The organism is Exiguobacterium sp. K1, from assembly GCF_033721435.1.
Lineage (GTDB): Bacteria > Bacillota > Bacilli > Exiguobacteriales > Exiguobacteriaceae > Exiguobacterium_A > Exiguobacterium_A artemiae.
Map to the genome: position 1 here is coordinate 432866 of NZ_JAOTIT010000001.1, position 21608 is coordinate 454473.

The following is a 21608-nucleotide window of genomic DNA, read 5'->3' on the forward strand; positions in this document are numbered from 1 at the left end:
GTGCAAATTGAACATCGGGCCTTACTGCCTTTTAAAATCATTGATGCGACCAACCAACCGTTGCGTGAAGGGGCCAACGTCATCGGCAAAGTATTGAAGCTGCTTCCGGACGGTCTGATGGAACTGCAGGTTGGTCAACGTGTCTTGACGGCAGGAACGACAGCCGAGCTGAAAGAAGGTGCGACCTACCGTTTTACCGTCACGAGCACAGATGGACAACCGGTTCTAAAAATCGTAGCAGAAGAGTCCGCACCAAATAAGGCGACAGTCTTACCGGCCTTTAACCGGTTAACCCACTTTTCGAATGACTCGATCCCGCAAACGACGCGGGATGTGTTGCAACAGCTGGGGAAAAAAGTGATGGAAGGATCCGGAACGGCATTTAAACAAGCAATCATCGAATTGGTCCAACTCGCTCGGCATGCGGACGGCATGGCGGAAGGACAATTGGACCGGAAGACCAGTGATCAAGTGCTCGCCCAACAAGTCATTCAAGCAACGAATGAAACCGGGCGCGGTATTTTTTTGTTTCAATTACCGCAATTCGGTCCTTTTGAGGAAGTCGATGTCACAATGGAAGCGCCGTTTGATCAAAAAGAATTTAATCCCGATCACGCCCGCATCGCTTTTTACTTAAAACTGCCGAAAACCGGTGAAATCGCATTGGATTTATTAATTACGGATCGAAAGATTGCGATTTCCGTTTTTCATCCGGATGAGCGGATAGCAACGTTCATGTCCCATTATCAGCCGACTATCGAGCAGCGTCTGCACGAGCAAGGGTATGATTTGATTCGTTTTGAACAGATCGAATCGGAAAAAGAACGGATTTCATTTCAACCGACGGATCGAAACGGAAGGGTGGACTATCAGATATGAAAAAAGCCATCGCCTTATCGTATGAGGAACAGATGCAGGCGCCTAAGGTCGTCGCGAAAGGATCGGAACGGGTCGCGGAACGAATTCTTGAAGAGGCGTTACAGCACAACATTCCAATCCGTGAAGACGCGACGCTGATTACATTGCTCGATGCCGTTCAAGTCTCGGAACAAATTCCAAACGAATTATACGGAGTCATTGCCGAGTTGTTTGCCTTTTTATATCAGCTCGATCAAACGGAAATTTTGAAGAAATAAATGCTTTCGGTCGATAACGATAGACAGCGCTTCCAATTTTAACTACAATGAAAGAGCCGAAACTAAAGGGGTTAAGGGGGATTTTTTCATGAATGTACATGAATATCAGGCAAAAGAGTTACTTCGTTCGTACGGTGTACCTGTTCCGAACGGAATTGCAGCATTTACAGTCGAAGAGGCAGTCGATGCAGCAGAACAATTGTCAGGTCCGATCAAAGTCGTAAAAGCACAGATTCACGCAGGGGGTCGCGGTAAAGCCGGTGGTGTTAAATTGGCTAAATCGCAAGAAGAAGTGAAAGAATTCGCGACAGAGTTACTCGGCAAAACACTCGTCACGCATCAAACAGGTCCAGAAGGTAAAGTCATTCAACGTCTTCTTGTTGAAGAAGGTTGTGCGATTGACAAAGAATACTATCTCGGGATTGTCCTTGACCGTGTAACGGGACGTGTCGTCATCATGGGTTCAAGTGAAGGCGGAATGGATATCGAGGAAGTCGCAGAAGCAACTCCGGAAAAAATTATCAAAGAAGTAGTGGATCCGGCAGTCGGCTTACAAGCTTTCCAAGTGCGTAAACTGGCGTTTGCAATGGGTGTTCCGGTTAAGCTTGTCAACAAGTTCGTCGGCATGGTGACGAAATTGTATACATTCTTCGTCGATAAAGATTGTTCAATCGCTGAGATCAATCCACTCGTCACAACAAAAGACGGTGATGTTTTGGCACTTGATGCAAAACTGAACTTTGATTCAAACGCGTTATACCGTCATGCCGATGTCGTTGCACTTCGTGACGAAACGGAAGAAGATCCACGCGAAGTGGAAGCTTCTAAAAATGACTTAAACTATATTGCACTTGACGGAAACATCGGATGTCTCGTCAACGGTGCAGGACTTGCCATGGCGACGATGGATATCATCAAGCACTTCAGCGGCGATCCGGCAAACTTCCTTGATGTTGGCGGCGGTGCGACGAAAGAGAAAGTAACAGAAGCCTTTAAATTGATTTTGTCGGATGAGAACGTCAAAGGAATTTTCGTTAACATTTTTGGTGGAATCATGAAATGTGACGTCATTGCAGAAGGTATCGTTGCAGCAACAAAAGAAGTGGGCTTAGAATTGCCACTCGTCGTCCGTCTCGAAGGAACAAACGTCGATGCCGGAAAACAAATTCTCAAAGATTCAGGTCTAGCGATTACAGCAGCTACATCAATGGCAGACGGCGCAGAAAAAATTGCTGCGCTCGTGAAGTAAGGGGGAGCTAAGGATGAGTATTTGGGTAAATGAATCAACAAAAGTCATCATTCAAGGAATTACAGGGAATCAAGGAATGTTCCACGGTGAACAGATGATTGATTACGGAACGAACCTCGTCGGTGGTGTGACACCAGGTAAGGGCGGCACAGAAGTATTAGGTGTACCGGTCTTCGATACAGTCGCTCAAGCAGTAGAAAAAACAGGTGCCAATGCTTCGATCATCTATGTACCGCCTGCATTTGCAGCGGATGCCATCATGGAAGCGGCAGATGCGAACATCGCCTTGATCATCTGTATCACGGAAGGAATTCCGGTTCTTGATATGGTCAAAGTAAAACGTTACCTGGACGGAAAACCCGTTCGCCTGATTGGACCAAACTGTCCGGGTGTGATTACACCGGGCGTTGCGAAACTCGGAATCATGCCTGGATACATTCATACCCCAGGTCACGTCGGTATCGTTTCTCGTTCTGGAACGTTGACGTACGAAGCGGTTCATCAATTGACGACAGCAGGAATTGGTCAATCCACTGCAGTCGGAATCGGTGGCGATCCGGTCAACGGAACAGACTTCATCGATACGCTCAAAGCGTTTAATGAAGATCCGGAAACAAAAGCCGTCATCATGCTTGGTGAAATCGGTGGAACGGCGGAAGAAGAAGCGGCAGAGTGGGTCAAAGCCAACATGACGAAGCCGGTCATCGGATTCATCGGTGGACAAACAGCGCCTGAAGGCAAACGGATGGGTCATGCCGGTGCCATCATTTCAGGTGGTAAAGGAACTGCTGCAGAAAAAATCAAAACACTTCGTGCCAACGGAATCGAAGTGGCAGAAACACCAGCAATCATTGGTGAGACGTTAATTCGTGTCATTAAAGAAGCCGGTATTTACGATGAATGTGTCACAGGTTCAACTGTGAACTAAACAAGATGTCAGCTGTCCTGATCTAATCAGGACGGCTTTCTTCTATATAAAAGGAGCGTAATGAATGGAGAGAGAACTGTATGCACGTTTTGCGACTTGCCGGGTTCCGTATTCAATCGTTGTCTTGATCGAGCAGTACGGTCTTTTACCGGTAGAGGATTTGCCTGTGTCGAGATCCATCAAAAACCGCTATCAGCAAGCCCTACAATTGGATCAAGTCCCAACGAACCTTCTTGTTCCGGGAGATCCGTATTTCCCAATGCCGTTACTTCAGATTCCTCAACCCGTCTATGGACTTTTCTTCAGTGGTGATCCTTCCTTATTGAGACAGCCGATGATCAGTATCATCGGAAGCCGTCAACCTTCTCCTTCTCACTCAAAACGTCTATCTTTCTTACGTCCATTTTTTGAATCGCCGTTCGTTACCGTGTCGGGTGGCGCACTTGGTATTGATTCTCTCGTACACCGTCTTTCCCTCAAACATCATCAGGCGACGATTGCCGTACTAGCGAGCGGGTTTGACTTTTTATATCCTGCAAGGCATGCGCCGTTGTTTCAACGGATTCAACAAGACGGACTGCTTTTATCGGAATATCCTGCTCCTAGACCCGTCAAAAAACATCAGTTTTTAGAAAGAAACCGGATCATCTCAGGTTTGGCATCAGGATTGATCATCGTCGAAGCGACACGGAAAAGTGGGACGATGAATACAGCCGGACATGCGCTTGAACAAGGAAAAGACGTGTACTGCATTCCGGGATGTCCGACGGAAAAACACTTTCAAGGAACAAATCAATTGATTGCAGAAGGCGCGATTCCACTCTTAAATCCGGAAGAAGTTTCAAAAAGTATCTTGATGAACGTTGACAAATGGGAATCGAGACTACTATGATAAGTGAGATTAAAATACGAGTACGCCTCTAATAGGGAGCGATTGTAATGGCAAAATATTTAGTAATTGTCGAATCACCTGCAAAGGCAAAAACCATCAAACGTTATCTCGGTTCAAACTATACCGTGAAAGCTTCGATGGGACATGTCATCGACTTACCGAAAAGTCAAATGGGTGTTGACGTAGAACATGACTATGAACCAAAGTATATTACGATTCGTGGTAAAGGGCCGGTTTTAAAGGAATTGAAAACGGCCGCTAAAAAAGCACAAAAAATTTATCTCGCAGCCGACCCGGACCGTGAAGGGGAAGCGATCGCTTGGCACTTAGCGAAAGCCCTCGGTGTCGATGAATCGACAGAATGCCGGGTTGTCTTTAATGAAATCACAAAAGACGCCATCAAAGATTCGTTCAAGAGACCCCGCAAGATCAACTACGATCTTGTCGATGCACAACAGGCACGGCGTATCTTGGACCGTCTTGTCGGTTACAGCATGAGTCCGTTACTTTGGAAGAAAATTAAAAAAGGTTTGTCAGCAGGACGTGTTCAATCGGTTGCCGTGAAGATGATCATCGACCGCGAACAGGAAATCAACGCCTTTTTACCGGAAGAATATTGGACGATCAAACTGGAGCTTGATGCAAACGGCGAAAAGCTGGAAGCGAATTTTTACGGAATTGACGGAAAGAAACGTGAACTGCACTCGGAAGAAGAAGTCAATGAAGTATTGGCTAAACTATCCAAGTCCTTTACGGTCGATTCCGTGACGAAAAAAGAACGCCGGCGTAATCCGGCCTTGCCGTTTACGACGAGTTCGCTCCAACAGGAAGCAGCCCGTAAGCTGAACTTCCGTGCGAAAAAGACGATGATGATTGCCCAGCAGTTATATGAAGGAATCGAGCTCGGAAAAGAAGGTACGGTAGGTCTGATTACGTATATGCGGACTGATTCAACCCGGACATCCGAGACCGCCAACATCGAAGCGCAAGGATTCATCGAAAATGCCTACGGAAAAGAATACATTGCTGTTGAAAAACGGAAAGAGAAAAAAGCAGCGAATTCACAAGATGCCCACGAAGCTGTTCGTCCGACGTCGACGATGCGTGACCCGCAGCTTGTAAAATCATATTTGTCCCGGGATCAGTTCCGGTTGTACAAATTGATTTGGGAACGGTTTGTTGCCAGTCAGATGGCTCCGGCTGTTCTCGATACCGTAAAAGTGGATTTGGTCTCAAACGATGTCATGTTCCGCGCAAACGGTTCAACGGTTAAATTTGCCGGATTCATGAAAGTCTATATTGAAGACACAGATGATGAGACGGTAACGGACGTCAAGGACGGTTTATTACCGCCGCTTGAAGACGGGGAAGTCTTGGAACAGGAAATGATTGAACCGAAACAGCATTTTACGCAACCACCACCGCGGTATACAGAGGCACGCCTCGTCCGGGCGATGGAAGAACTCGGAATCGGTCGTCCGTCGACCTATGCCCCGACACTGGATACGATTCAAAAACGCGGCTATGTGACGTTGGAAGAGAAAAAATTCCTGCCGACTGAACTCGGAGAGCTGGTCATCGACATGATCAGTGATTATTTCCAAGAATTTATCACCGTTCAATTTACGGCGGATATGGAAGCCTTACTTGACGCGATTGAAAAAGGTGACATGCAGTGGACCGAAGTCGTCGATCCGATTTATAAATCGTTCGAAAAACGACTGACGCGTGCCGAAGCCGAAATCGAAAAAATCGAAATCAAAGATGAACCGGCCGGAGAAGATTGTGAAGTCTGCGGTCACGCGATGGTCATCAAGATGGGCCGTTACGGCAAATTCATGGCGTGCTCGAACTTCCCGGAATGTCGGAACACCAAACCGATTCAAGTTGAAATCGGTGTCAAATGTCCGACTTGCGGAACAGGTGAGATCGTCGAACGCCGGAGTAAAAAAGGCCGTTTGTTTTATGGCTGTTCCAATTATCCGGAATGTGAATTCGTCTCATGGGATAAACCAGTCGAGGAACCATGTCCGGTGTGTAGCAGTATGATGGTACAAAAGAAAATCAAGAACGGTGTGAAAGTAGAATGTACGTCTTGCGGACATCATGAAACACGCATCGATCAGGAGCAAGAGGAGGAATGACCGATGAAACGGGTAACCGTAATCGGCGCCGGACTCGCAGGTTCCGAAGCAGCATGGCAACTTGCGAAACGCGGTGTACAAGTAGATTTATATGAAATGCGACCAGTCAAGCAGACACCTGCTCACCATACGGATCAGTTTGCCGAACTCGTTTGCTCGAACTCACTGCGGGCGAATCAACTGACGAATGCAGTCGGCGTATTAAAAGAAGAAATGCGACAACTTGACTCACTCATCATGAAAGCAGCTGACTTGGCAAGTGTGCCGGCAGGCGGAGCACTCGCTGTCGACCGGCATGACTTTGCCGGATATGTGACGGAAACATTAAAAAATCATCCAAACGTCACGGTTCATCATGAAGAACTTGAAGCGATTCCGGAAGGTCCGACCATCGTTGCAACAGGTCCCCTTACAAGTGCCGCTTTGTCCGAATCACTGAAGCAGTTTACCGGAGAAGACTATCTGTACTTCTTTGATGCTGCCGCGCCGATTCTTGACGGTGATACGATTGACCGCGATAAGGTGTATTTAAAGTCACGTTACGATAAAGGAGAAGCGGCTTACTTGAACTGTCCGATGACAGAAGAGGAGTTTACGCATTTCCATAACGAGTTGATCAAAGCGGAAGTCGTTCCTTTAAAGGAATTCGAGAAGGAAATCTACTTCGAAGGGTGTATGCCGTTTGAAGTACTGGCGTCACGCGGACCGAAGACACTGTTATTCGGACCGATGAAACCGGTTGGTCTCGAAGATCCGAAAACCGGTAAACGTCCGTATGCCGTTGTTCAATTGCGTCAGGATAACTCAGCCGGGACACTCTTTAACCTGGTCGGTTTCCAAACGCATTTGAAGTGGGGCGAGCAAAAACGGATCATCCGTTTGATTCCGGGTCTTGAAAATGCCGAAATCGTCCGTTACGGTGTCATGCACCGGAACACGTTCGTCAATTCACCGAACCTGTTGCAACCGACGTATCAAACGCGGACACGTCATGACCTGTTCTTTGCCGGTCAGATGACAGGGGTTGAAGGATACGTTGAATCGGCGGCATCGGGTTTGACGGCAGGAATCAATGCGGCACGTCTCGTCAATGAGGCGGAACCGGTCGCTTTCCCGAAAGAGACGATGATGGGGGCAATGGCACATTACATCACGACGACGGAAGGAAAGAACTTCCAGCCGATGAACGCAAACTTCGGATTGGTACCGGGACTTGTCGGACAGACAGGTCGTATGAAGAAACCTGAAAAATACGCGCTCCTTGCCGAGCGGGCATTAGAAGCGATTAAAGACTTTACCGATATGTAAGTGGGATGGGGGAGAAGGCGCAATTCAGCGTTCTTTTCTCCCATTTCTTAATTTGTCATAAAAGCGTGATAATTTTGTCATTTTTCCGATTTTTGGTCTATTGTCAGACTACTTACGGTGTGCTATGCTAAGGGCGATTCGAGTATGAAATGGTTAGAAGGGGGCTCATCCATGGGAGTAGACTCAGAGTTTGACGTACTGCGAAAATCGTTTTTACGGTATGTACACATCGAACGTCAATTATCTCCAAATACGGGCCGTTCTTATGATCAAACACTTCGACAATACGCCGCTTTTTGCCTCGATCATCAGCTGGGATCGATTGAATTGGCAACTGCACGGCGTTATTTGTTTGCTCTTTATGACCAAAAAGCATCTAAATCAACGATCGCTCAAAAAGTATCTTGTTTGAAACAGTTCGGGCGTTTTGTGACACGGGATACAAATGATGTGAATCCATTTGAAGGATTGAAGGCACCAAAGCGTGTCCAAACGCTGCCGACGTTTTTAGTCCCATCAGAATATGAACGATTTTTAGAAGTTTTCCGAACGTCGGATGCACTAGGTGTACGGAATGTGGCATTGATTGAGTTGTTGTATGCAACAGGGATGCGTGTCAGTGAATTAGCCGGATTGAACGTAAAAGATTTAGATTCGGACTTGGAATATGTTCATGTATACGGAAAAGGACGAAAAGAGCGGATTACACCGATCGGATCATTTGCGAGAAAAGCCTTGACCGACTATTTGGCGGAACGACAACCAACCGAGGACGAAAAACAAGCTGTTTTTCTTTCCCGTTCAGGCCGTCGTCTGACAACGGACGGGATTCGGAAAATCTTAAAAAAGGCAGACCCCTTTTTATCGAAACATGTGACACCACATGCTTTACGACATAGTTTCGCGACCGACTTACTGGAACGTGGAGCAGATTTACGAGCGGTGCAAGAATTGCTTGGGCATGCTTCATTATCGACGACAGGGCAATATACACACGTCACGACGGAGCGGCTACGACATGTTTATCAGCAAGCGCATCCGCGTGCCTAAGGGAGGAAATAGGATGTTTCATGCAACGACGATTTTTGCGATTCAACATAACGGTCAATCTGCCATGAGCGGAGATGGACAAGTGACTTTCGGTAATCAGGTCATCATGAAGAAAAGTGCAAAAAAAGTCCGGCGTCTCTATGGTGGAAAAGTGATTGCAGGATTTGCCGGAAGTGTAGCTGATGCGTTTACGCTATTCGAAAAGTTTGAAGCAAAACTTGAGATGTACAACGGGAACCTGCAACGGGCAGCCGTGGAATTAGCAAAGGAATGGCGTGGCGATAAAATGTTACGCCAACTCGAAGCCTTGTTGCTTGTCATGGACGGAACACATTTACTGCTTGTTTCCGGTAATGGAGAAGTAATCGAACCGGATGACGGCATTTTAGCCATCGGTTCAGGCGGCAACTATGCTTTGGCAGCGGGTCGGGCACTTGCTCGGCATGCCGGACATATGACGGCTGAGCAAATCGCCCGTGCAGCTCTTGAAACAGCAGGAGAGTTATGTGTATTCACAAATGATCAAATCATTTTAGAAACGATTGGGGGAAGTGCAGATGCATGAATTTACACCGAGACAAATCGTGGAAAAACTAAATGAACATGTCATTGGTCAGGCGGATGCAAAACGAGCCGTCGCGATTGCACTTCGAAATCGTTACCGCCGGCAACTGCTCGACCCGAGCCTGCGTGATGAAGTGACACCAAAGAATATCCTGATGATCGGACCGACTGGTGTCGGGAAAACAGAAATTGCCCGTCGACTTGCTAAACTGGTCCGCGCACCATTCGTTAAAATTGAAGCGACGAAGTTTACAGAAGTTGGTTATGTCGGTCGGGACGTTGAATCAATGGTCCGTGATCTAGTCGAAGCTTCACTCCGCCTCGTCAAGGATGAGAAAAAGGAAGCTTTAAAAGAACGGGCTGAAGCGGTCGCGAATGAACGGATTGTGGATGCACTTGTCGGTAAAAAAGCGTCGACAGGTCTCGGTGGAGGAAATCCATTCGAGATGTTATTCGGTGGCACCCAAAAACCGCCTGAACAAGAAACTGCGAATGACACCGCCGATCGCTCTGTCATTCGACAACAGCTGTTCCAAGGTCAACTAGAAGACCGCATGATTGATGTTGACATTGAAGAACGTCAAATGGATTTGTTCTCCGGACAACAAGGTATGGAAGGTCTTGCGAATCTGCAGGATATGCTCGGACAAGTCATGCCGAAAAAAACAAAAAAACGTCAGCTGAGCGTTAAAGAGGCACGTCCGATTTTGACAGCAGAAGAAGCAGAACGTTTACTCGATTTAAATGAAGTCCATGATGAAGCCGTTCGTCGTGCAGAACAGATGGGTATCATCTTCGTTGATGAAATCGATAAGATTGCCACGAAGGGACAAGACAGCGCCGGTGTATCGCGCGAAGGTGTCCAGCGTGATATCCTTCCAATCGTCGAAGGTTCGACTGTCGTAACGAAGTACGGTCCTGTGAAGACCGATCATATGTTATTCATTGCAGCCGGGGCTTTCCACATGGCAAAACCATCCGATCTGATTCCGGAGTTACAAGGACGTTTCCCGATTCGGGTCGAACTCGACAGTCTGACGGAAGATGACTTCGTCAAAATTTTGACAGAACCAAACCAAGCATTGCTCAAGCAATATAAAGCGTTGCTTGGGGCAGAGCAAGTCCATGTCACATTTACGGAAGACGCGATTCGTCAAATTGCACGGATTGCGGCACAAGTAAATGATGAAACAGATAATATCGGTGCTCGCCGTTTATATACCATCATGGAACGTGTATTAGAAGAATTATCGTTTGAAGCGGCAGAGATGCCGGAGACAGACGTCACCATCACACCTCAATATGTCATGGACCGCGTCGGAAAAGTAGCAGATGATCGTGACTTAAGTCAGTTCATCTTATAAGTGGAGGAAGAAAATCATGAATTTACTGGCAAAAACACGAAAGCTCAACACGATGTTACAACAAGAAGCAAGCACACATGTCGACTTTAAGGTCATGGCAGATCGGTTAAGCGAAGTCATGGAATCAAATACCTTTATCGTCAGCCGTCGTGGAAAGTTGTTAGGGATTGCAATTAAACAACAAATCGAGAATGCACGGATTCGTGGATTCCTCGAAGAGCGCCAGTTCCCGGAAGATTACACCAAAAAATTGTTTAACGTCACGGAAACGACTGCGAACATCGCGATTGACAGTGAGCACACAGCGTTCCCAATCGATAACCGTGATATGTTTGAAACTTCAAAAACGACAATCGTTCCAATTATCGGTGGCGGGGAGCGCCTTGGAACACTTGTCCTTGGCCGGATGCTCGAAGACTTTAATGAAGAAGACTTAGTCCTTGCTGAATACGGAGCAACCGTCGTCGGAATGGAAATCTTACGCGAGAAAGCCCATGAAGCGGAAGATAAGGCGCGGAAAAAAGCCGTCGTCCAAATGGCGATCAATTCCTTATCTTATTCGGAGCTTGAAGCGATTGAACATATCTTTGAGGAATTGGACGGAAACGAAGGGTTACTCGTCGCCTCTAAAATTGCCGATCGTGTCGGTATTACCCGTTCCGTCATCGTCAACGCCCTGCGTAAGCTTGAAAGCGCCGGTGTCATCGAGTCCCGTTCACTTGGGATGAAGGGAACGTATATCAAAATTTTAAACGATAATTTCCTTTATGAGTTAGAGCGTATTAAATCGAACTAAAAAAAGGAAAAGCTAGAATTTTAAAGAAGACCTAGTAATGTACTAGGTCTTCTTTTTTTATAGGTATTATTTATCATTTTTATAAGAAAAGGGTTTAAAAAGCGAAATATTAACATCTCATTCCCCTATTTTTCAAAAAACTTCTTTTCAAACATTGACCTATTTGTTTCAATTATTTCAGATATGTTACTAACCGCTTACGGTATAATACTAAGTTTTACGAGATAAATAGGGGTGGAGGTTGAATGATGAACTGGCTTGGTTCAGATTATGCAACAATGACACAGGCCGTCGATCGGACGGTGGCAGCGCAGAAAGTAATTTCAACAAACATTGCAAATGTCGATACGCCGGGATATAAAGCAAAACGTGTCGTGTTCAGCGATGTGTTGGACTCCGAAATGAAGATGAGTCTAAAACGACACGCGACAATCGGTACTTCAGGAAGTATCGTTGAACAATCGTCTGCTATGCGTAACGATGGCAACGGGGTCGATATTGACCTCGAAATGTCTGAATTATCACGCAATCAAATTGAGTACGAAGCACTGGTCGAACAATTGAATCGAAAATTTTCCGGTATTCAATCTGTCATCCGGGGAGGACGTTAAACCATGAGTATGTTTTCAGGTTTTCATACATCGGCAACAGGACTGACGGCACAGCGGCTGCGACTTGATACCGTCTCTGCCAATATCGCCAATGCTCAGACGACACGCGGTGAGCTGGTTAACGGAGAATGGCAACCATATGCCCGCAAGTTAGCCGTCTTGAAAGAAACAGGTAACGGGGTGACAGTCAGCGAGATTCGAAAAGATCAGGAACCGTTTAAGCTGGAATACAATCCGAATCATCCTGATGCGGATGAACTCGGATACGTTAAAATGCCAAACGTGGATTTATTGAAGGAAATGGTTGATATGATGGGGGCGACGCGTTCTTACGAAGCCAACGTCACGGCATTGAATGCAACAAAAGCAATGTTAGTCAAAGCGATGGAAATCGGCAAGTAATGAAGGAGATGACACGATGGCGATTCAACCGATTCAAAGCATGCAGATGGTCTTACCGTCTCAATCTGTTGCCAAAACGACACCAAGTGATTTCAGTGAAGTACTCAGCCAGGCCATGAATGGTCTGAATGACGCACAACAAGCTTCATCGCAGGCACGGGTGGATCTTGCGACTGGAAAAACGACGGACTTACATAACATCATGATCAAAACAGAAGAAGCATCGCTTTCTATGCAACTCGCTATCGAAGTCCGAAATAAAGGCATCGAAGCATACCAAGAAATGATGCGTATGCAACTGTGATTGTTAAGGAAAGCGTGGGAGATGTTTGATGAATGAAGGACTGAAAACGCGCTTTGGCGCATTAAAAACAACATGGCAGGAATGGTCGCTCGTCAAAAAGGCAACAATCATCGGAATCATCTTATTTTTAATCGCTGCGATCATTGTTGCAGCGATTTGGCTAAGTAAACCGACGATGACACCGCTGTACTCGAAGTTGTCTCCCCAAGAGGCAGGTCAAGTGACGGAGAAATTAAATGAAGACGGTGTAAAGTCTGAAGTCGTCAGTGGAACAGATGGTGTAACGATTCTTGTACCAGAAGAAAGTGCCGAAAACTTAAAAGTTGAATTGGCGACAGCCGGAATACCAAAATCAGGACAAATCGATTATTCCTTCTTTAGTGAAAACGCCGGTTTTGGAACAACGGATAAGGAAATGAATATTCTCGAGCGGGACACGATGCAGACGGAGTTAGAAAACCTGATTACACAAGTCAATGGAATCGATGCAGCAAAAGTTATGATTACATTACCGGAAAAGAGTGTCTTCTTGTCAGATAAAGAAGAGACGTCAACTGTCTCAGTCGTTTTGACATCGAGCGCCGGCAGTGACTTGAATCAGCAGACAGTTCAAGGGTTGTATCATCTGATTGCGAAAAGTATCCCGAATTTAAAAGAAGAAAATATTACCATCATGGATCAGTACTTTACGTATTATGAACCGGGCAAGGGAGCACAGACTGCGGGCGGAACGGATCCGATGCAGCTGAAGAAAACGACAGAAAAAGATTTGCGTCAACAAATTCAGCAAATGTTGTCGGTTGTTCTTGGTCCGCAAAAAGCATTGGTTTCTGTTACGGCAGACGTCGATGTCACGCAACGTCAAGAAGAACAAAAACTGGTCGAACCGGTTGATCCCGATAAAATCGAGGGAATTGTTACATCGGCAGAAAAAGTTGCCGAAGCATACACCGGTGCTGCCAACGAAGGAACTGCAGGAACGGGTGAAAATGAGACGATCAATTTCCCGCAAGGTACAGGGACAACAGGTGATACCAGTGAAAAGACACACGATATCATCAATTATGAAGTCAACCGGATCACCAAACAGATTACCGGTGCTCCTTATGAAATCCGTGACTTAGGAATTCAAGTCATCGTCGAGCCACCTAAAGGACAAAATCAGATTGATCCGCAACTTCAAACTGATCTGCAGACGATGATGTATTCAATCATCCGGACTTCATTGACGAAGACCGATGCGAAAACGACCTTGACTGATGCAGAACTTGCGAATAAAGTCGTCGTCATGTCAAGACCGTTTGCCGTGACACCGAAACAGACAGTCACAACGGAAACAACACCGATGTGGGTCTGGTTTGCATTAGGTGCTGCAGCACTGGTCGTAGTAGGAGCCATCTTCCTGTTGATGCGTAGAAGAAGAACAGCTGAAATTGAGGAACTGGAAGAATGGACTCCGATTGAGACAGAGATTCCTGAACTGTCGACAGAGGACACAAGTGAAGGAACGGTCAAACGGAAACAGCTTGAGAAGCTTGCCGCATCCAATCCGGATGAATTTGCGAAGTTGTTACGCACCTGGTTAGCGGAGGATTGATGAAATGAAGAAGTTAGAGATGAGTAGTCGGGAAAAAGCCGCCATTTTAATGATTTCGCTTGGTCCGGAAGTCGCGGCCAGCGTATACAAACATTTGTCGGAAGAAGAAATGGAATGGCTGACATTACAAATTTCGAGCATGAAACGGATTGATCCGGAGGAAAAGCTCGAAGTATTGGAAGAGTTCCATGAACTAGCGACAGCACAAAACTATATTACGCAAGGTGGTATCGGATTCGCCAAATCGGTCTTGGAAAAAGCATTAGGGGAAGAGAAGGCGATGGAACTCATTTATCGTTTGACGTCGACACTTCAAGTCAGACCGTTTGAGTTTGCCCGTAAGGCAGATCCAAAACAATTGCTGAACTTCATTCAAAATGAGCATCCGCAGACGATTGCGTTAGTCTTGGCCCATCTGGACCCGGTTAAATCAGGACAGATTTTATCAGAACTGCCGGCAGAAGCCCAGTCCGATGTCGCTCGACGGATTGCAACGATGGACCGGATGAATCCGGAAATCATCAGTGAAGTCGAACAAATTCTTGAACGGAATCTATCGCAAGCAGGAATGCAGGATTATGCCCAATCTGGCGGAATCGAGGCAGTAGTTCAAGTCTTGAACGGTGTCGATCGGACGACGGAACGAACGATTCTCGATACGCTTGAAATTCAGGATCCGGAGTTGGCGGAAGAAATCAAGAAACGGATGTTTGTCTTTGAAGATATCGTTACGCTTGACGCCCGGGCCATCCAACGGATTATCCGCGAAGTTTCGAATGAAGACTTGTTACTATCACTTAAAGTCTCATCAGAAGACGTCAAGGAAATGGTATACCGGAACATGTCCCAACGAATGGTCGAATCATTCAAAGAGGATATGGAGTTCATGGGGCCTGTCCGGTTACGGGACGTCGAAGAAGCACAAAGCCGGATTGTCGGCATTATCCGCCGCCTAGAAGATATGGGTGAAATCGTAGTCGCCCGTGGTGGAGGAGATGATATCGTTGTCTAATGTCATTAAACGTCAAGTCGTCTTCGACCGGACGCAACGAACGATTTTTCATCAGACGGAATCCGAGCAGGTGACTGAAACCGAACCGCTTGTTTCTTATGACGAGATGATGCGGGAAGGACAAGCCCAACTAAAGCAACAGCAATTGTTGATCGAACAACAAGAACAAACACGACGGGCTGCTTTGGAGCAAGAGCGGCTCCTCGTGCTGGAAGAAGCGAGACAACAGGGGTACGAAGAAGGGTATCGGTCGGGTCAACAAGCTGGACGAACACAATACGAACAACGGATTGAGGAAACGAATCAACTTGCGAACCGGCTCGAACAGATGTTTTCAGAACGAGTCCTCCTGATGGAAGATGAATTGTGTGCACTGGCCCTTCAATTGACGCATCAGTTTATGGAGCAGCTTCACGATAAGGATGAAGAAGCACTTTACCAGACGATTCAGCAGTTGATTCTTCAATTTAGAGATCGTGAAAAATTGATTATCTATACATCAACTGAAGACTTTGAACGGGTTGTCTTACTGGATGAACGGTTACAGACCATTTTAGGAGGGACGGCAACGATCCGTTTACGGATTGATCCCGAGCTTGATGCACGAGATTTCCGGATTGATTCAGAGAACGGTGCCATCACGGGTGGATTGTCAATCGGTTATCAACGATTAATGGAGCAACTCACCGAGGTGTTACACGATGTATAAACTCAAACAGTTACAAGCAGCGATTCGAGATGTTCGTCGGGAAGAACTTGTCGAGCATTCCGGTAAAGTCGTTCAAGTCATCGGTTTGATGATTGAATCACGTGGTCCGACAGCGGTTGCCATCGGCGAGCGGTGCTTGATCCGGATTCATCGTGGAGACGAAATTGAGGCAGAAGTCGTTGGATTTCGAGAAGGACACGTACTATTGATGCCTTATGGTGAAACGACGGCGATTGCACCGGGATCGATCGTCATCGCAACAGGAAAACCGCTTCATGTTCCTGTCGGAGATGATTTGATCGGGAAAGTCCTGGATGGTCTCGGACGATCATTAGACGGGAAATCACTGGCGCATTTACGGACGACTTCAATTGTCCGTAAACCGCCAAGTCCACTCGACCGTCCGCGGATAGATCAAGTGTTATCAACAGGAATTCGTGCCATCGATGGTTTGTTGACCGTCGGACAAGGACAACGAGTCGGACTATTCGCAGGATCCGGTGTCGGTAAATCGACATTACTCGGCATGATTGCTAAACGATCGACGGCTGATATCAATGTCATCGCCTTGATTGGTGAACGGGGCCGTGAAGTGAAGGAATTCATTGAGGCGGAGTTAGGTGAGGAAGGCATGAGCCGTTCGATCATCGTCGTAGCGACGAGTGATCAGCCGCCACTCGTTCGACTCAAAGGAGCGTATACGGCAACGGCAATCGCTGAATATTTTCGGGATCAAGGAAAAAATGTCGTATTGATGATGGACTCCGTTACACGGTTTGCCATGGCCCAGCGTGAAATTGGTCTGGCGACCGGCGAACCGCCTGCTTCAAAAGGATATACACCGAGTGTGTTCGCCTTGCTTCCACAACTGTTGGAACGAAGCGGGAAAACGACAGAAGGTTCCATTACGGCATTTTATACCGTCCTGGTTGACGGCGATGATATGAATGAACCGATTGCGGATGCGGTCCGCGGAATTCTTGATGGTCATTTTGTCCTCGACCGAAATCTCGCTAATAAAGGACAATATCCGGCGATTCATATCTTACGCTCCATCAGCCGGGTTATGAATCAAATTACTTCGACCGAACATAAAGATAGTGCGATTACGTTCAGACAGTTGTTGTCGACATACCTCGATGCCGAAGATCTAATCAATATCGGCGCTTATAAAAGCGGGACAAACCCTGACATTGACCGGGCTGTTGAAAAATATCCTGAATTAATCGGATTTTTAAAACAACGTGTCGAAGAAAAAAGTCATTTCGAAGATGGAATGAGTCGTCTGATTTTGACAATCCGTTAAAGGAGGTGCACGAATGAAAACCATATATGAACGTATCATTCCTTTAGCGGAAGCGGAAAAGGATCGTGTTTCAAAACATACTGCTGAAAAAAAGAAGCAATACGAAGTTGAAGTCGAGAAGCTGTATCATCTGCTCGTTCGTTATGAGGCCTTCTTAAAAGCACAAAACGAAACCGGCACGGTTGAACTGCTTGCGTCTCAATACCGGGAGCGGGCACGAGATGTCGTCAAACAACAGATTGAACGCCAACAATTATATGTTACCCAGGCGAAAAATCAGTATGAACGGGCTCAAATCGATTTAAAAGAAGCGTTGATTGAAGAAAAGAAATTTACACGACTGCAATCAAATCAATTAGAAGAAAATCGGCGGACACTCGCTTTGGTGGAACAGAACCAAATGGATGAATTAGCATTATTGCAGTTTGGAAGAAGGCGAACGACATGAGTGAGAACAAGTCATCAAAACAATGGATTTTGCCCTTATTAATCATCCCGTTGTTATTGTTATTATTTACAGCCTATCTCGTATTAAATTACGCTAATGGGCGACCGATTTTTACGTTGCCTTTCGCATCGGAAGAAGTGACGGATTCAAAAGTATCGTCTTCAAAAAATTCAGAGATCGAACAACGCTTGAAATTAGCCAATGCTGAAATCAAAAAACTACGTGTGAAGACCACCGATCAAGCAGAACTCATCCAAGCAAAAGAACAGGAAGTCGTCCGGTTGATTGCGGAACGGGATCGATTGAAAAACACGCCAGCTACACCTGCAACGACAGGGACAGATAAGTCTGTTTCGAAAAAGACTGCTGATGTGACAGATGTCTATGCGGAAATGACACCGAAAGACGCAGCCAATATTTTCAACGAATTAAGTCCGACGGAAGTCGTTTCAATCATTAAAGAAATTGATGCTGAACAACAGGCAGCCATCATGGCAAAGATGGATCCTAAAAAAGCTGCAGCGTTGACACAATTGTTGGCAGTCCAATAAGGGGTGAGAAAATAAGATGAACTTGACGGATGTACAGCAAGCACAAACAGCCAAACCGGTTACGAAGTGGAACGGGAAAGAGCTCCCAGCGAGTGGCGTTGGAAATTTTGCCTCGTTACTTCAATACTTAGTGCAACCTCTAGCTGAGGGCGTACAGAACCCTTCACTGGATCAACAGACAATACCAACTGAAGGGGAGGCGGATCTTGAAGTCAAACTGCTGTTGGAACAATTGACCGCACAGCCGGAAAAAGTGTTACAACTTTTGGAGCAACCCGAACTAGAAGGTATGATACATGATCCCAAAAAAGCGACGGAGCTGATTCAGTTCATTAAGACGATACAAGACGGACAGCCTGGAAAAGCAATGGAGTTATTCGAACAATTCCCAGCTTCCCTCCAACAAGTACTTGCAACGGTGATGTCGACCGTCGTCGGCGTCGCTAAGGAACACATGAAAGGAAATGACTTACCGGCAGGACTAAATGCTCCAGTCACTCAGGCGACTGATGTTTCAGGAACTGTTGGACCGTTTCCGGTAATGTCAGTTGTAACTGCGGTTTCAGCTGTACCGCAAACTAATCCGACGTTAATGAATGCTCCGGGCACTAAAAAAGAGGCAGTGATGCCTTTGCTTTCAAATCGCCTTATCTCATCTGAACAAACGACACCAACTTTGAAAACAAGTGTCATGACTAAAAAGGTGATTGAATCCATTCAGGTAGCTGCTGATCCGGAAGGGAAAGAACAACCATCAGCACTAACCGGTTTGAAATTTGAACGGATGAACGGTGCACTAGGAGTAAGCATTCGGCCATCCGTCATGCAGCCAAGTGTCGATGATCAACTCACGTCACGGATTGAAGCGGCGATGAAACAAGCGCCATTTTTAAAAGGCGCGGACGGTTCGACACGCATGTCGATCCGCCTATATCCAGAACAGTTGGGTGAAGTCGTCATCCAGTTGGATAAAAAAGACGGTTTATTGACAGTAAAGCTTTTCGCAGCGACGGAACAAGCAAAACAAATACTGGATCAGCAACTCGGAAAGCTACATACATCGTTGCAGCCGCAAGCACCACTTGTCAAAGTCGAAACCGGGATGTTGGCATCGAGTGTCAAAGACTTTGAACAAGGTTTGCCGCAAGAACGACGGGAACGCCAGCAAGAAGAACCTGCACAGTATGAAGAAGAACTAGAGGAGGATGAAGATGACTGATTCCATCAAAAATGATGCGTCGTCCTATCAGTTACCGGAGAAAACGAAAGTACCATCCAGTAACTCTATGGACAAAGACATGTTCATGAAAATCCTGATTGCCCAATTGTCCAATCAAGATCCGACGGCACCGATGGAAGACAAGGAGTTCATTTCGCAGATGGCTCAGTTTTCTTCTCTTGAACAGATGCAAGCGATTGGCAAAGGCATGGATACGATGATGCTCAATCAGCATGCGGCGGCTCTGATGAACTACAGTAATTTGATTGGTAAAAGTGTCAGCTATGAAGGTGAGACTGTCACGAAAGATGCGACGGGAGCAGATGTGACATCGACCGGTAAAGTGACGGCAAACGTCCTCAGTGTAAAGCGTGACGGGGTCGATGTCATTGCCGAGTTATCGAACGGAAAAAGTGTCAGTGTCTACGAATTGACTGAAATTAAAACAAAGGAGGAAAAATAATGTTACGTTCAATGTATTCAGGAATCAGTGGGTTAAAGAACTTCCAAACAAAGTTAGACGTCGTTGGGAATAACATCGCTAACGTCAATACATTTGGTTATAAAAAAGGCCGTGTCACGTTTAAGGATCTTGTCAACCAATCAGTTGGTTCCGCATCAGGTAATGGTGGAGGTGTCGGTGGGACAAACCCGAAACAGGTAGGGCTCGGGGCCTCGATGTCGACGGTCGATAACGTTTACAATCAAGGAGCGTTACAAAATACAGGTCGAACGCTTGATGTCGGGATTTCCGGTGAAGGATTCTATCAAGTCTTGACGGCAGACGGTGTGCGTTATTCTCGTTCCGGTAACTTTTATACAGATCTTCAAGGAAATATCGTAACGGGAGATGGAAATTATCTCGTAGGATTGTCTGATCCACCGCCTGCCAACCCTGGACAGCCACCTGCCGATCAAGCAAACCTACCTGCCAACCAATACGATGCTCAAGGTCAAATCACAAACAAAGTAAATAATGGCTACATGAAGTTACAAATTCCGACTGGAGCACAGAACCTTGCAATCGGAAAAGATGGACTAGTCACATTCGTTGACGGAACGGGTAACTTGCAACGAGTTGGTTACGTATCAATGGCAAATTTCGCTAACCCGGGTGGTCTTGAAAAATCAGGAGTGAATTTATTTGCCGCTTCTCAAAACTCCGGTATCGCAGCGACTGGAACACCAAGCACAAACGGTCTTGGTCAATTAACATCCGGTACACTCGAGATGTCGAACGTCGACTTATCGGAAGAGTTTACGGAAATGATCATCGCCCAACGCGGATTCCAGGCGAACACCCGGATCATTACAACATCAGATCAGATTTTAGAAGAACTCGTTAACTTGAAACGATGATTACTTTAACGACATTACGTGAAACACCGCTTGTCTTAAATGCAATCTTAATCGAAGCGGTCCGGTCGACACCCGATACGACGATCCAGTTGGTCGGGGGACAGACTTATGTCGTCAAGGAAACGTTAGAAGAGGTAAAAGCAGCCACAATCGATTTTTACCGACAAGTCGGTTTAACGGGCTTGAACAGTGCTAGGAGGCTCGAAGATGGCAGAAGAAAAGAAGAAGAGTAAGTTGAAATTACCACTTATAATGGTTGTCGTTGCGATTATGATGGTAGGTGCCGGCTATATGCTTTCAAAATATTTGTTAACGAGTGATCCGACTGAAGCGAAAGTCGAACAGCCGACAGGCGCGGAACTCGAAGAGCGAAGCTTTCAAACAGATGATTTGACGACGAACATTGCAGACGAACGATTCTTAAATGTTCAGTTTACAATCGTCACGGATGATGCAGCGACGCGGGAAGAACTTGAGTTACGCAAGTTTCAAATCAACAATATCATCTTAGGGGATTTAGCTTCGATGAAAAAACAAGATTTAGATTCTAAACAAGACATGGCGAAACTCGAAGAAAAATTACGGGGGCAATTTAAAAAACTCCTGCAAGAAGGCGATGTTCAACGTGTCTACACGACGAAAAAAATCATCCAGTGAGG

25 protein-coding genes are annotated in these 21608 nt (G+C 46.2%); all 25 read left to right on the plus strand.

Annotated features, from left to right (window positions below; translation table 11 throughout):
- The 25 genes from N7U64_RS02130 to N7U64_RS02250 all read left to right on the plus strand — a co-directional run bounded on the left by N7U64_RS02130 (nt 1) and on the right by N7U64_RS02250 (nt 21606).
- Nucleotides 1–879 (plus strand): hypothetical protein, encoded by an 879-nt coding sequence (locus tag N7U64_RS02130; RefSeq protein ID WP_214848881.1) that lies wholly within the window; start codon nt 1–3, stop codon nt 877–879.
- The gene (locus N7U64_RS02135; RefSeq protein WP_214763980.1) at nt 876–1136 is read left to right on the plus strand and encodes an EscU/YscU/HrcU family type III secretion system export apparatus switch protein; all 261 of its coding nucleotides are present in this window, start codon (nt 876–878) and stop codon (nt 1134–1136) included. The genes N7U64_RS02130 and N7U64_RS02135 overlap by 4 nt, the downstream gene beginning before the upstream one ends.
- 88 nt (nt 1137–1224) lie before the next feature.
- The gene (gene sucC / locus N7U64_RS02140) at nt 1225–2385 is read left to right on the plus strand and encodes an ADP-forming succinate--CoA ligase subunit beta (RefSeq protein ID WP_318928235.1); all 1161 of its coding nucleotides are present in this window, start codon (nt 1225–1227) and stop codon (nt 2383–2385) included.
- A gap of 13 nt (nt 2386–2398) precedes the next feature.
- Nucleotides 2399–3313: a succinate--CoA ligase subunit alpha gene (gene sucD, locus N7U64_RS02145; RefSeq protein ID WP_012370760.1), complete on the plus strand. Its 915-nt coding sequence runs from the start codon at nt 2399–2401 to the stop codon at nt 3311–3313.
- 64 nt (nt 3314–3377) lie between these two features.
- Nucleotides 3378–4205, plus strand: a complete 828-nt coding sequence (locus N7U64_RS02150; RefSeq protein ID WP_318928238.1) for a DNA-processing protein DprA — start codon at nt 3378–3380, stop codon at nt 4203–4205.
- A 47-nt stretch (nt 4206–4252) separates the two neighbouring features.
- Nucleotides 4253–6349: a type I DNA topoisomerase gene (topA, locus tag N7U64_RS02155; protein WP_290828824.1), complete on the plus strand. Its 2097-nt coding sequence runs from the start codon at nt 4253–4255 to the stop codon at nt 6347–6349.
- 3 nt (nt 6350–6352) lie between these two features.
- Complete coding sequence (trmFO, locus tag N7U64_RS02160; RefSeq protein WP_012370757.1) at nt 6353–7657, plus strand: FADH(2)-oxidizing methylenetetrahydrofolate--tRNA-(uracil(54)-C(5))-methyltransferase TrmFO; 1305 nt, start codon at nt 6353–6355, stop codon at nt 7655–7657.
- A 171-nt stretch (nt 7658–7828) separates the two neighbouring features.
- Nucleotides 7829–8707: a tyrosine-type recombinase/integrase gene (locus N7U64_RS02165; RefSeq protein WP_318928244.1), complete on the plus strand. Its 879-nt coding sequence runs from the start codon at nt 7829–7831 to the stop codon at nt 8705–8707.
- A gap of 13 nt (nt 8708–8720) precedes the next feature.
- Nucleotides 8721–9272 (plus strand): ATP-dependent protease subunit HslV, encoded by a 552-nt coding sequence (gene hslV, locus N7U64_RS02170; RefSeq protein WP_012370755.1) that lies wholly within the window; start codon nt 8721–8723, stop codon nt 9270–9272.
- Complete coding sequence (gene hslU / locus N7U64_RS02175; RefSeq protein WP_012370754.1) at nt 9265–10635, plus strand: ATP-dependent protease ATPase subunit HslU; 1371 nt, start codon at nt 9265–9267, stop codon at nt 10633–10635. Before hslV ends, hslU begins: the two co-directional genes overlap by 8 nt.
- A gap of 16 nt (nt 10636–10651) precedes the next feature.
- Nucleotides 10652–11431 carry a GTP-sensing pleiotropic transcriptional regulator CodY gene (gene codY, locus N7U64_RS02180; protein WP_012370753.1) on the plus strand — a complete coding sequence of 260 codons (780 nt, stop codon included), beginning with the start codon at nt 10652–10654 and terminating at the stop codon, nt 11429–11431.
- A 245-nt stretch (nt 11432–11676) separates the two neighbouring features.
- Nucleotides 11677–12042, plus strand: a complete 366-nt coding sequence (gene flgB, locus N7U64_RS02185; protein ID WP_234944526.1) for a flagellar basal body rod protein FlgB — start codon at nt 11677–11679, stop codon at nt 12040–12042.
- Between the two features lie 3 nt (nt 12043–12045).
- Complete coding sequence (flgC, locus tag N7U64_RS02190; protein WP_026828004.1) at nt 12046–12444, plus strand: flagellar basal body rod protein FlgC; 399 nt, start codon at nt 12046–12048, stop codon at nt 12442–12444.
- A gap of 16 nt (nt 12445–12460) precedes the next feature.
- Nucleotides 12461–12748: a flagellar hook-basal body complex protein FliE gene (gene fliE / locus N7U64_RS02195; protein ID WP_012370750.1), complete on the plus strand. Its 288-nt coding sequence runs from the start codon at nt 12461–12463 to the stop codon at nt 12746–12748.
- A gap of 28 nt (nt 12749–12776) precedes the next feature.
- A complete protein-coding gene (gene fliF, locus N7U64_RS02200; RefSeq protein WP_318928253.1) occupies nt 12777–14345 on the plus strand; it encodes a flagellar basal-body MS-ring/collar protein FliF in 1569 nt (522 codons plus the stop codon).
- Between the two features lie 4 nt (nt 14346–14349).
- On the plus strand, nt 14350–15357 hold the full coding sequence (gene fliG / locus N7U64_RS02205; RefSeq protein ID WP_318091483.1) for a flagellar motor switch protein FliG: 1008 nt from the start codon (nt 14350–14352) through the stop codon (nt 15355–15357).
- Nucleotides 15341–16066, plus strand: coding sequence for a FliH/SctL family protein (locus tag N7U64_RS02210; protein WP_318928257.1), 726 nt, complete (start codon nt 15341–15343; stop codon nt 16064–16066). Before fliG ends, N7U64_RS02210 begins: the two co-directional genes overlap by 17 nt.
- The gene (fliI, locus tag N7U64_RS02215) at nt 16059–17372 is read left to right on the plus strand and encodes a flagellar protein export ATPase FliI (RefSeq protein WP_318928259.1); all 1314 of its coding nucleotides are present in this window, start codon (nt 16059–16061) and stop codon (nt 17370–17372) included. Before N7U64_RS02210 ends, fliI begins: the two co-directional genes overlap by 8 nt.
- A 13-nt stretch (nt 17373–17385) precedes the next feature.
- Nucleotides 17386–17820 (plus strand): flagellar export protein FliJ, encoded by a 435-nt coding sequence (locus N7U64_RS02220; protein ID WP_012370745.1) that lies wholly within the window; start codon nt 17386–17388, stop codon nt 17818–17820.
- Nucleotides 17817–18371 carry a MotE family protein gene (locus N7U64_RS02225; protein ID WP_318928262.1) on the plus strand — a complete coding sequence of 185 codons (555 nt, stop codon included), beginning with the start codon at nt 17817–17819 and terminating at the stop codon, nt 18369–18371. Before N7U64_RS02220 ends, N7U64_RS02225 begins: the two co-directional genes overlap by 4 nt.
- 16 nt (nt 18372–18387) lie before the next feature.
- Nucleotides 18388–19590, plus strand: a complete 1203-nt coding sequence (locus N7U64_RS02230) for a flagellar hook-length control protein FliK (protein WP_318928264.1) — start codon at nt 18388–18390, stop codon at nt 19588–19590.
- Complete coding sequence (locus N7U64_RS02235) at nt 19583–20053, plus strand: flagellar hook capping FlgD N-terminal domain-containing protein (protein ID WP_114595503.1); 471 nt, start codon at nt 19583–19585, stop codon at nt 20051–20053. Before N7U64_RS02230 ends, N7U64_RS02235 begins: the two co-directional genes overlap by 8 nt.
- A complete protein-coding gene (flgG, locus tag N7U64_RS02240; protein ID WP_014970679.1) occupies nt 20053–20949 on the plus strand; it encodes a flagellar basal body rod protein FlgG in 897 nt (298 codons plus the stop codon). The genes N7U64_RS02235 and flgG overlap by 1 nt, the downstream gene beginning before the upstream one ends.
- Complete coding sequence (locus tag N7U64_RS02245; protein WP_026828015.1) at nt 20946–21182, plus strand: flagellar FlbD family protein; 237 nt, start codon at nt 20946–20948, stop codon at nt 21180–21182. The genes flgG and N7U64_RS02245 overlap by 4 nt, the downstream gene beginning before the upstream one ends.
- A complete protein-coding gene (locus N7U64_RS02250) occupies nt 21157–21606 on the plus strand; it encodes a flagellar basal body-associated FliL family protein (RefSeq protein WP_026828016.1) in 450 nt (149 codons plus the stop codon). Before N7U64_RS02245 ends, N7U64_RS02250 begins: the two co-directional genes overlap by 26 nt.
- Nucleotides 21607–21608: the final 2 nt, after the last annotated feature.

Coding starts and splice junctions, on each gene's coding strand:
- sucC (WP_318928235.1), top strand. CDS start 1,225: ATGAATGTACATGAATATCAGGCAAAAGAGTTACTTCGTTCGTACGGT.
- N7U64_RS02220 (WP_012370745.1), top strand. CDS start 17,386: ATGAAAACCATATATGAACGTATCATTCCTTTAGCGGAAGCGGAAAAG.
- fliG (WP_318091483.1), top strand. CDS start 14,350: ATGAAGAAGTTAGAGATGAGTAGTCGGGAAAAAGCCGCCATTTTAATG.
- N7U64_RS02230 (WP_318928264.1), top strand. CDS start 18,388: ATGAACTTGACGGATGTACAGCAAGCACAAACAGCCAAACCGGTTACG.
- topA (WP_290828824.1), top strand. CDS start 4,253: ATGGCAAAATATTTAGTAATTGTCGAATCACCTGCAAAGGCAAAAACC.
- N7U64_RS02225 (WP_318928262.1), top strand. CDS start 17,817: ATGAGTGAGAACAAGTCATCAAAACAATGGATTTTGCCCTTATTAATC.
- hslV (WP_012370755.1), top strand. CDS start 8,721: ATGTTTCATGCAACGACGATTTTTGCGATTCAACATAACGGTCAATCT.
- fliF (WP_318928253.1), top strand. CDS start 12,777: ATGAATGAAGGACTGAAAACGCGCTTTGGCGCATTAAAAACAACATGG.
- N7U64_RS02135 (WP_214763980.1), top strand. CDS start 876: ATGAAAAAAGCCATCGCCTTATCGTATGAGGAACAGATGCAGGCGCCT.
- hslU (WP_012370754.1), top strand. CDS start 9,265: ATGCATGAATTTACACCGAGACAAATCGTGGAAAAACTAAATGAACAT.
- flgB (WP_234944526.1), top strand. CDS start 11,677: ATGATGAACTGGCTTGGTTCAGATTATGCAACAATGACACAGGCCGTC.
- flgC (WP_026828004.1), top strand. CDS start 12,046: ATGAGTATGTTTTCAGGTTTTCATACATCGGCAACAGGACTGACGGCA.
- N7U64_RS02250 (WP_026828016.1), top strand. CDS start 21,157: ATGGCAGAAGAAAAGAAGAAGAGTAAGTTGAAATTACCACTTATAATG.
- codY (WP_012370753.1), top strand. CDS start 10,652: ATGAATTTACTGGCAAAAACACGAAAGCTCAACACGATGTTACAACAA.
- N7U64_RS02210 (WP_318928257.1), top strand. CDS start 15,341: ATGATATCGTTGTCTAATGTCATTAAACGTCAAGTCGTCTTCGACCGG.
- N7U64_RS02235 (WP_114595503.1), top strand. CDS start 19,583: ATGACTGATTCCATCAAAAATGATGCGTCGTCCTATCAGTTACCGGAG.
- N7U64_RS02165 (WP_318928244.1), top strand. CDS start 7,829: ATGGGAGTAGACTCAGAGTTTGACGTACTGCGAAAATCGTTTTTACGG.
- N7U64_RS02150 (WP_318928238.1), top strand. CDS start 3,378: ATGGAGAGAGAACTGTATGCACGTTTTGCGACTTGCCGGGTTCCGTAT.
- fliI (WP_318928259.1), top strand. CDS start 16,059: ATGTATAAACTCAAACAGTTACAAGCAGCGATTCGAGATGTTCGTCGG.
- fliE (WP_012370750.1), top strand. CDS start 12,461: ATGGCGATTCAACCGATTCAAAGCATGCAGATGGTCTTACCGTCTCAA.
- trmFO (WP_012370757.1), top strand. CDS start 6,353: ATGAAACGGGTAACCGTAATCGGCGCCGGACTCGCAGGTTCCGAAGCA.
- N7U64_RS02245 (WP_026828015.1), top strand. CDS start 20,946: ATGATTACTTTAACGACATTACGTGAAACACCGCTTGTCTTAAATGCA.
- sucD (WP_012370760.1), top strand. CDS start 2,399: ATGAGTATTTGGGTAAATGAATCAACAAAAGTCATCATTCAAGGAATT.
- flgG (WP_014970679.1), top strand. CDS start 20,053: ATGTTACGTTCAATGTATTCAGGAATCAGTGGGTTAAAGAACTTCCAA.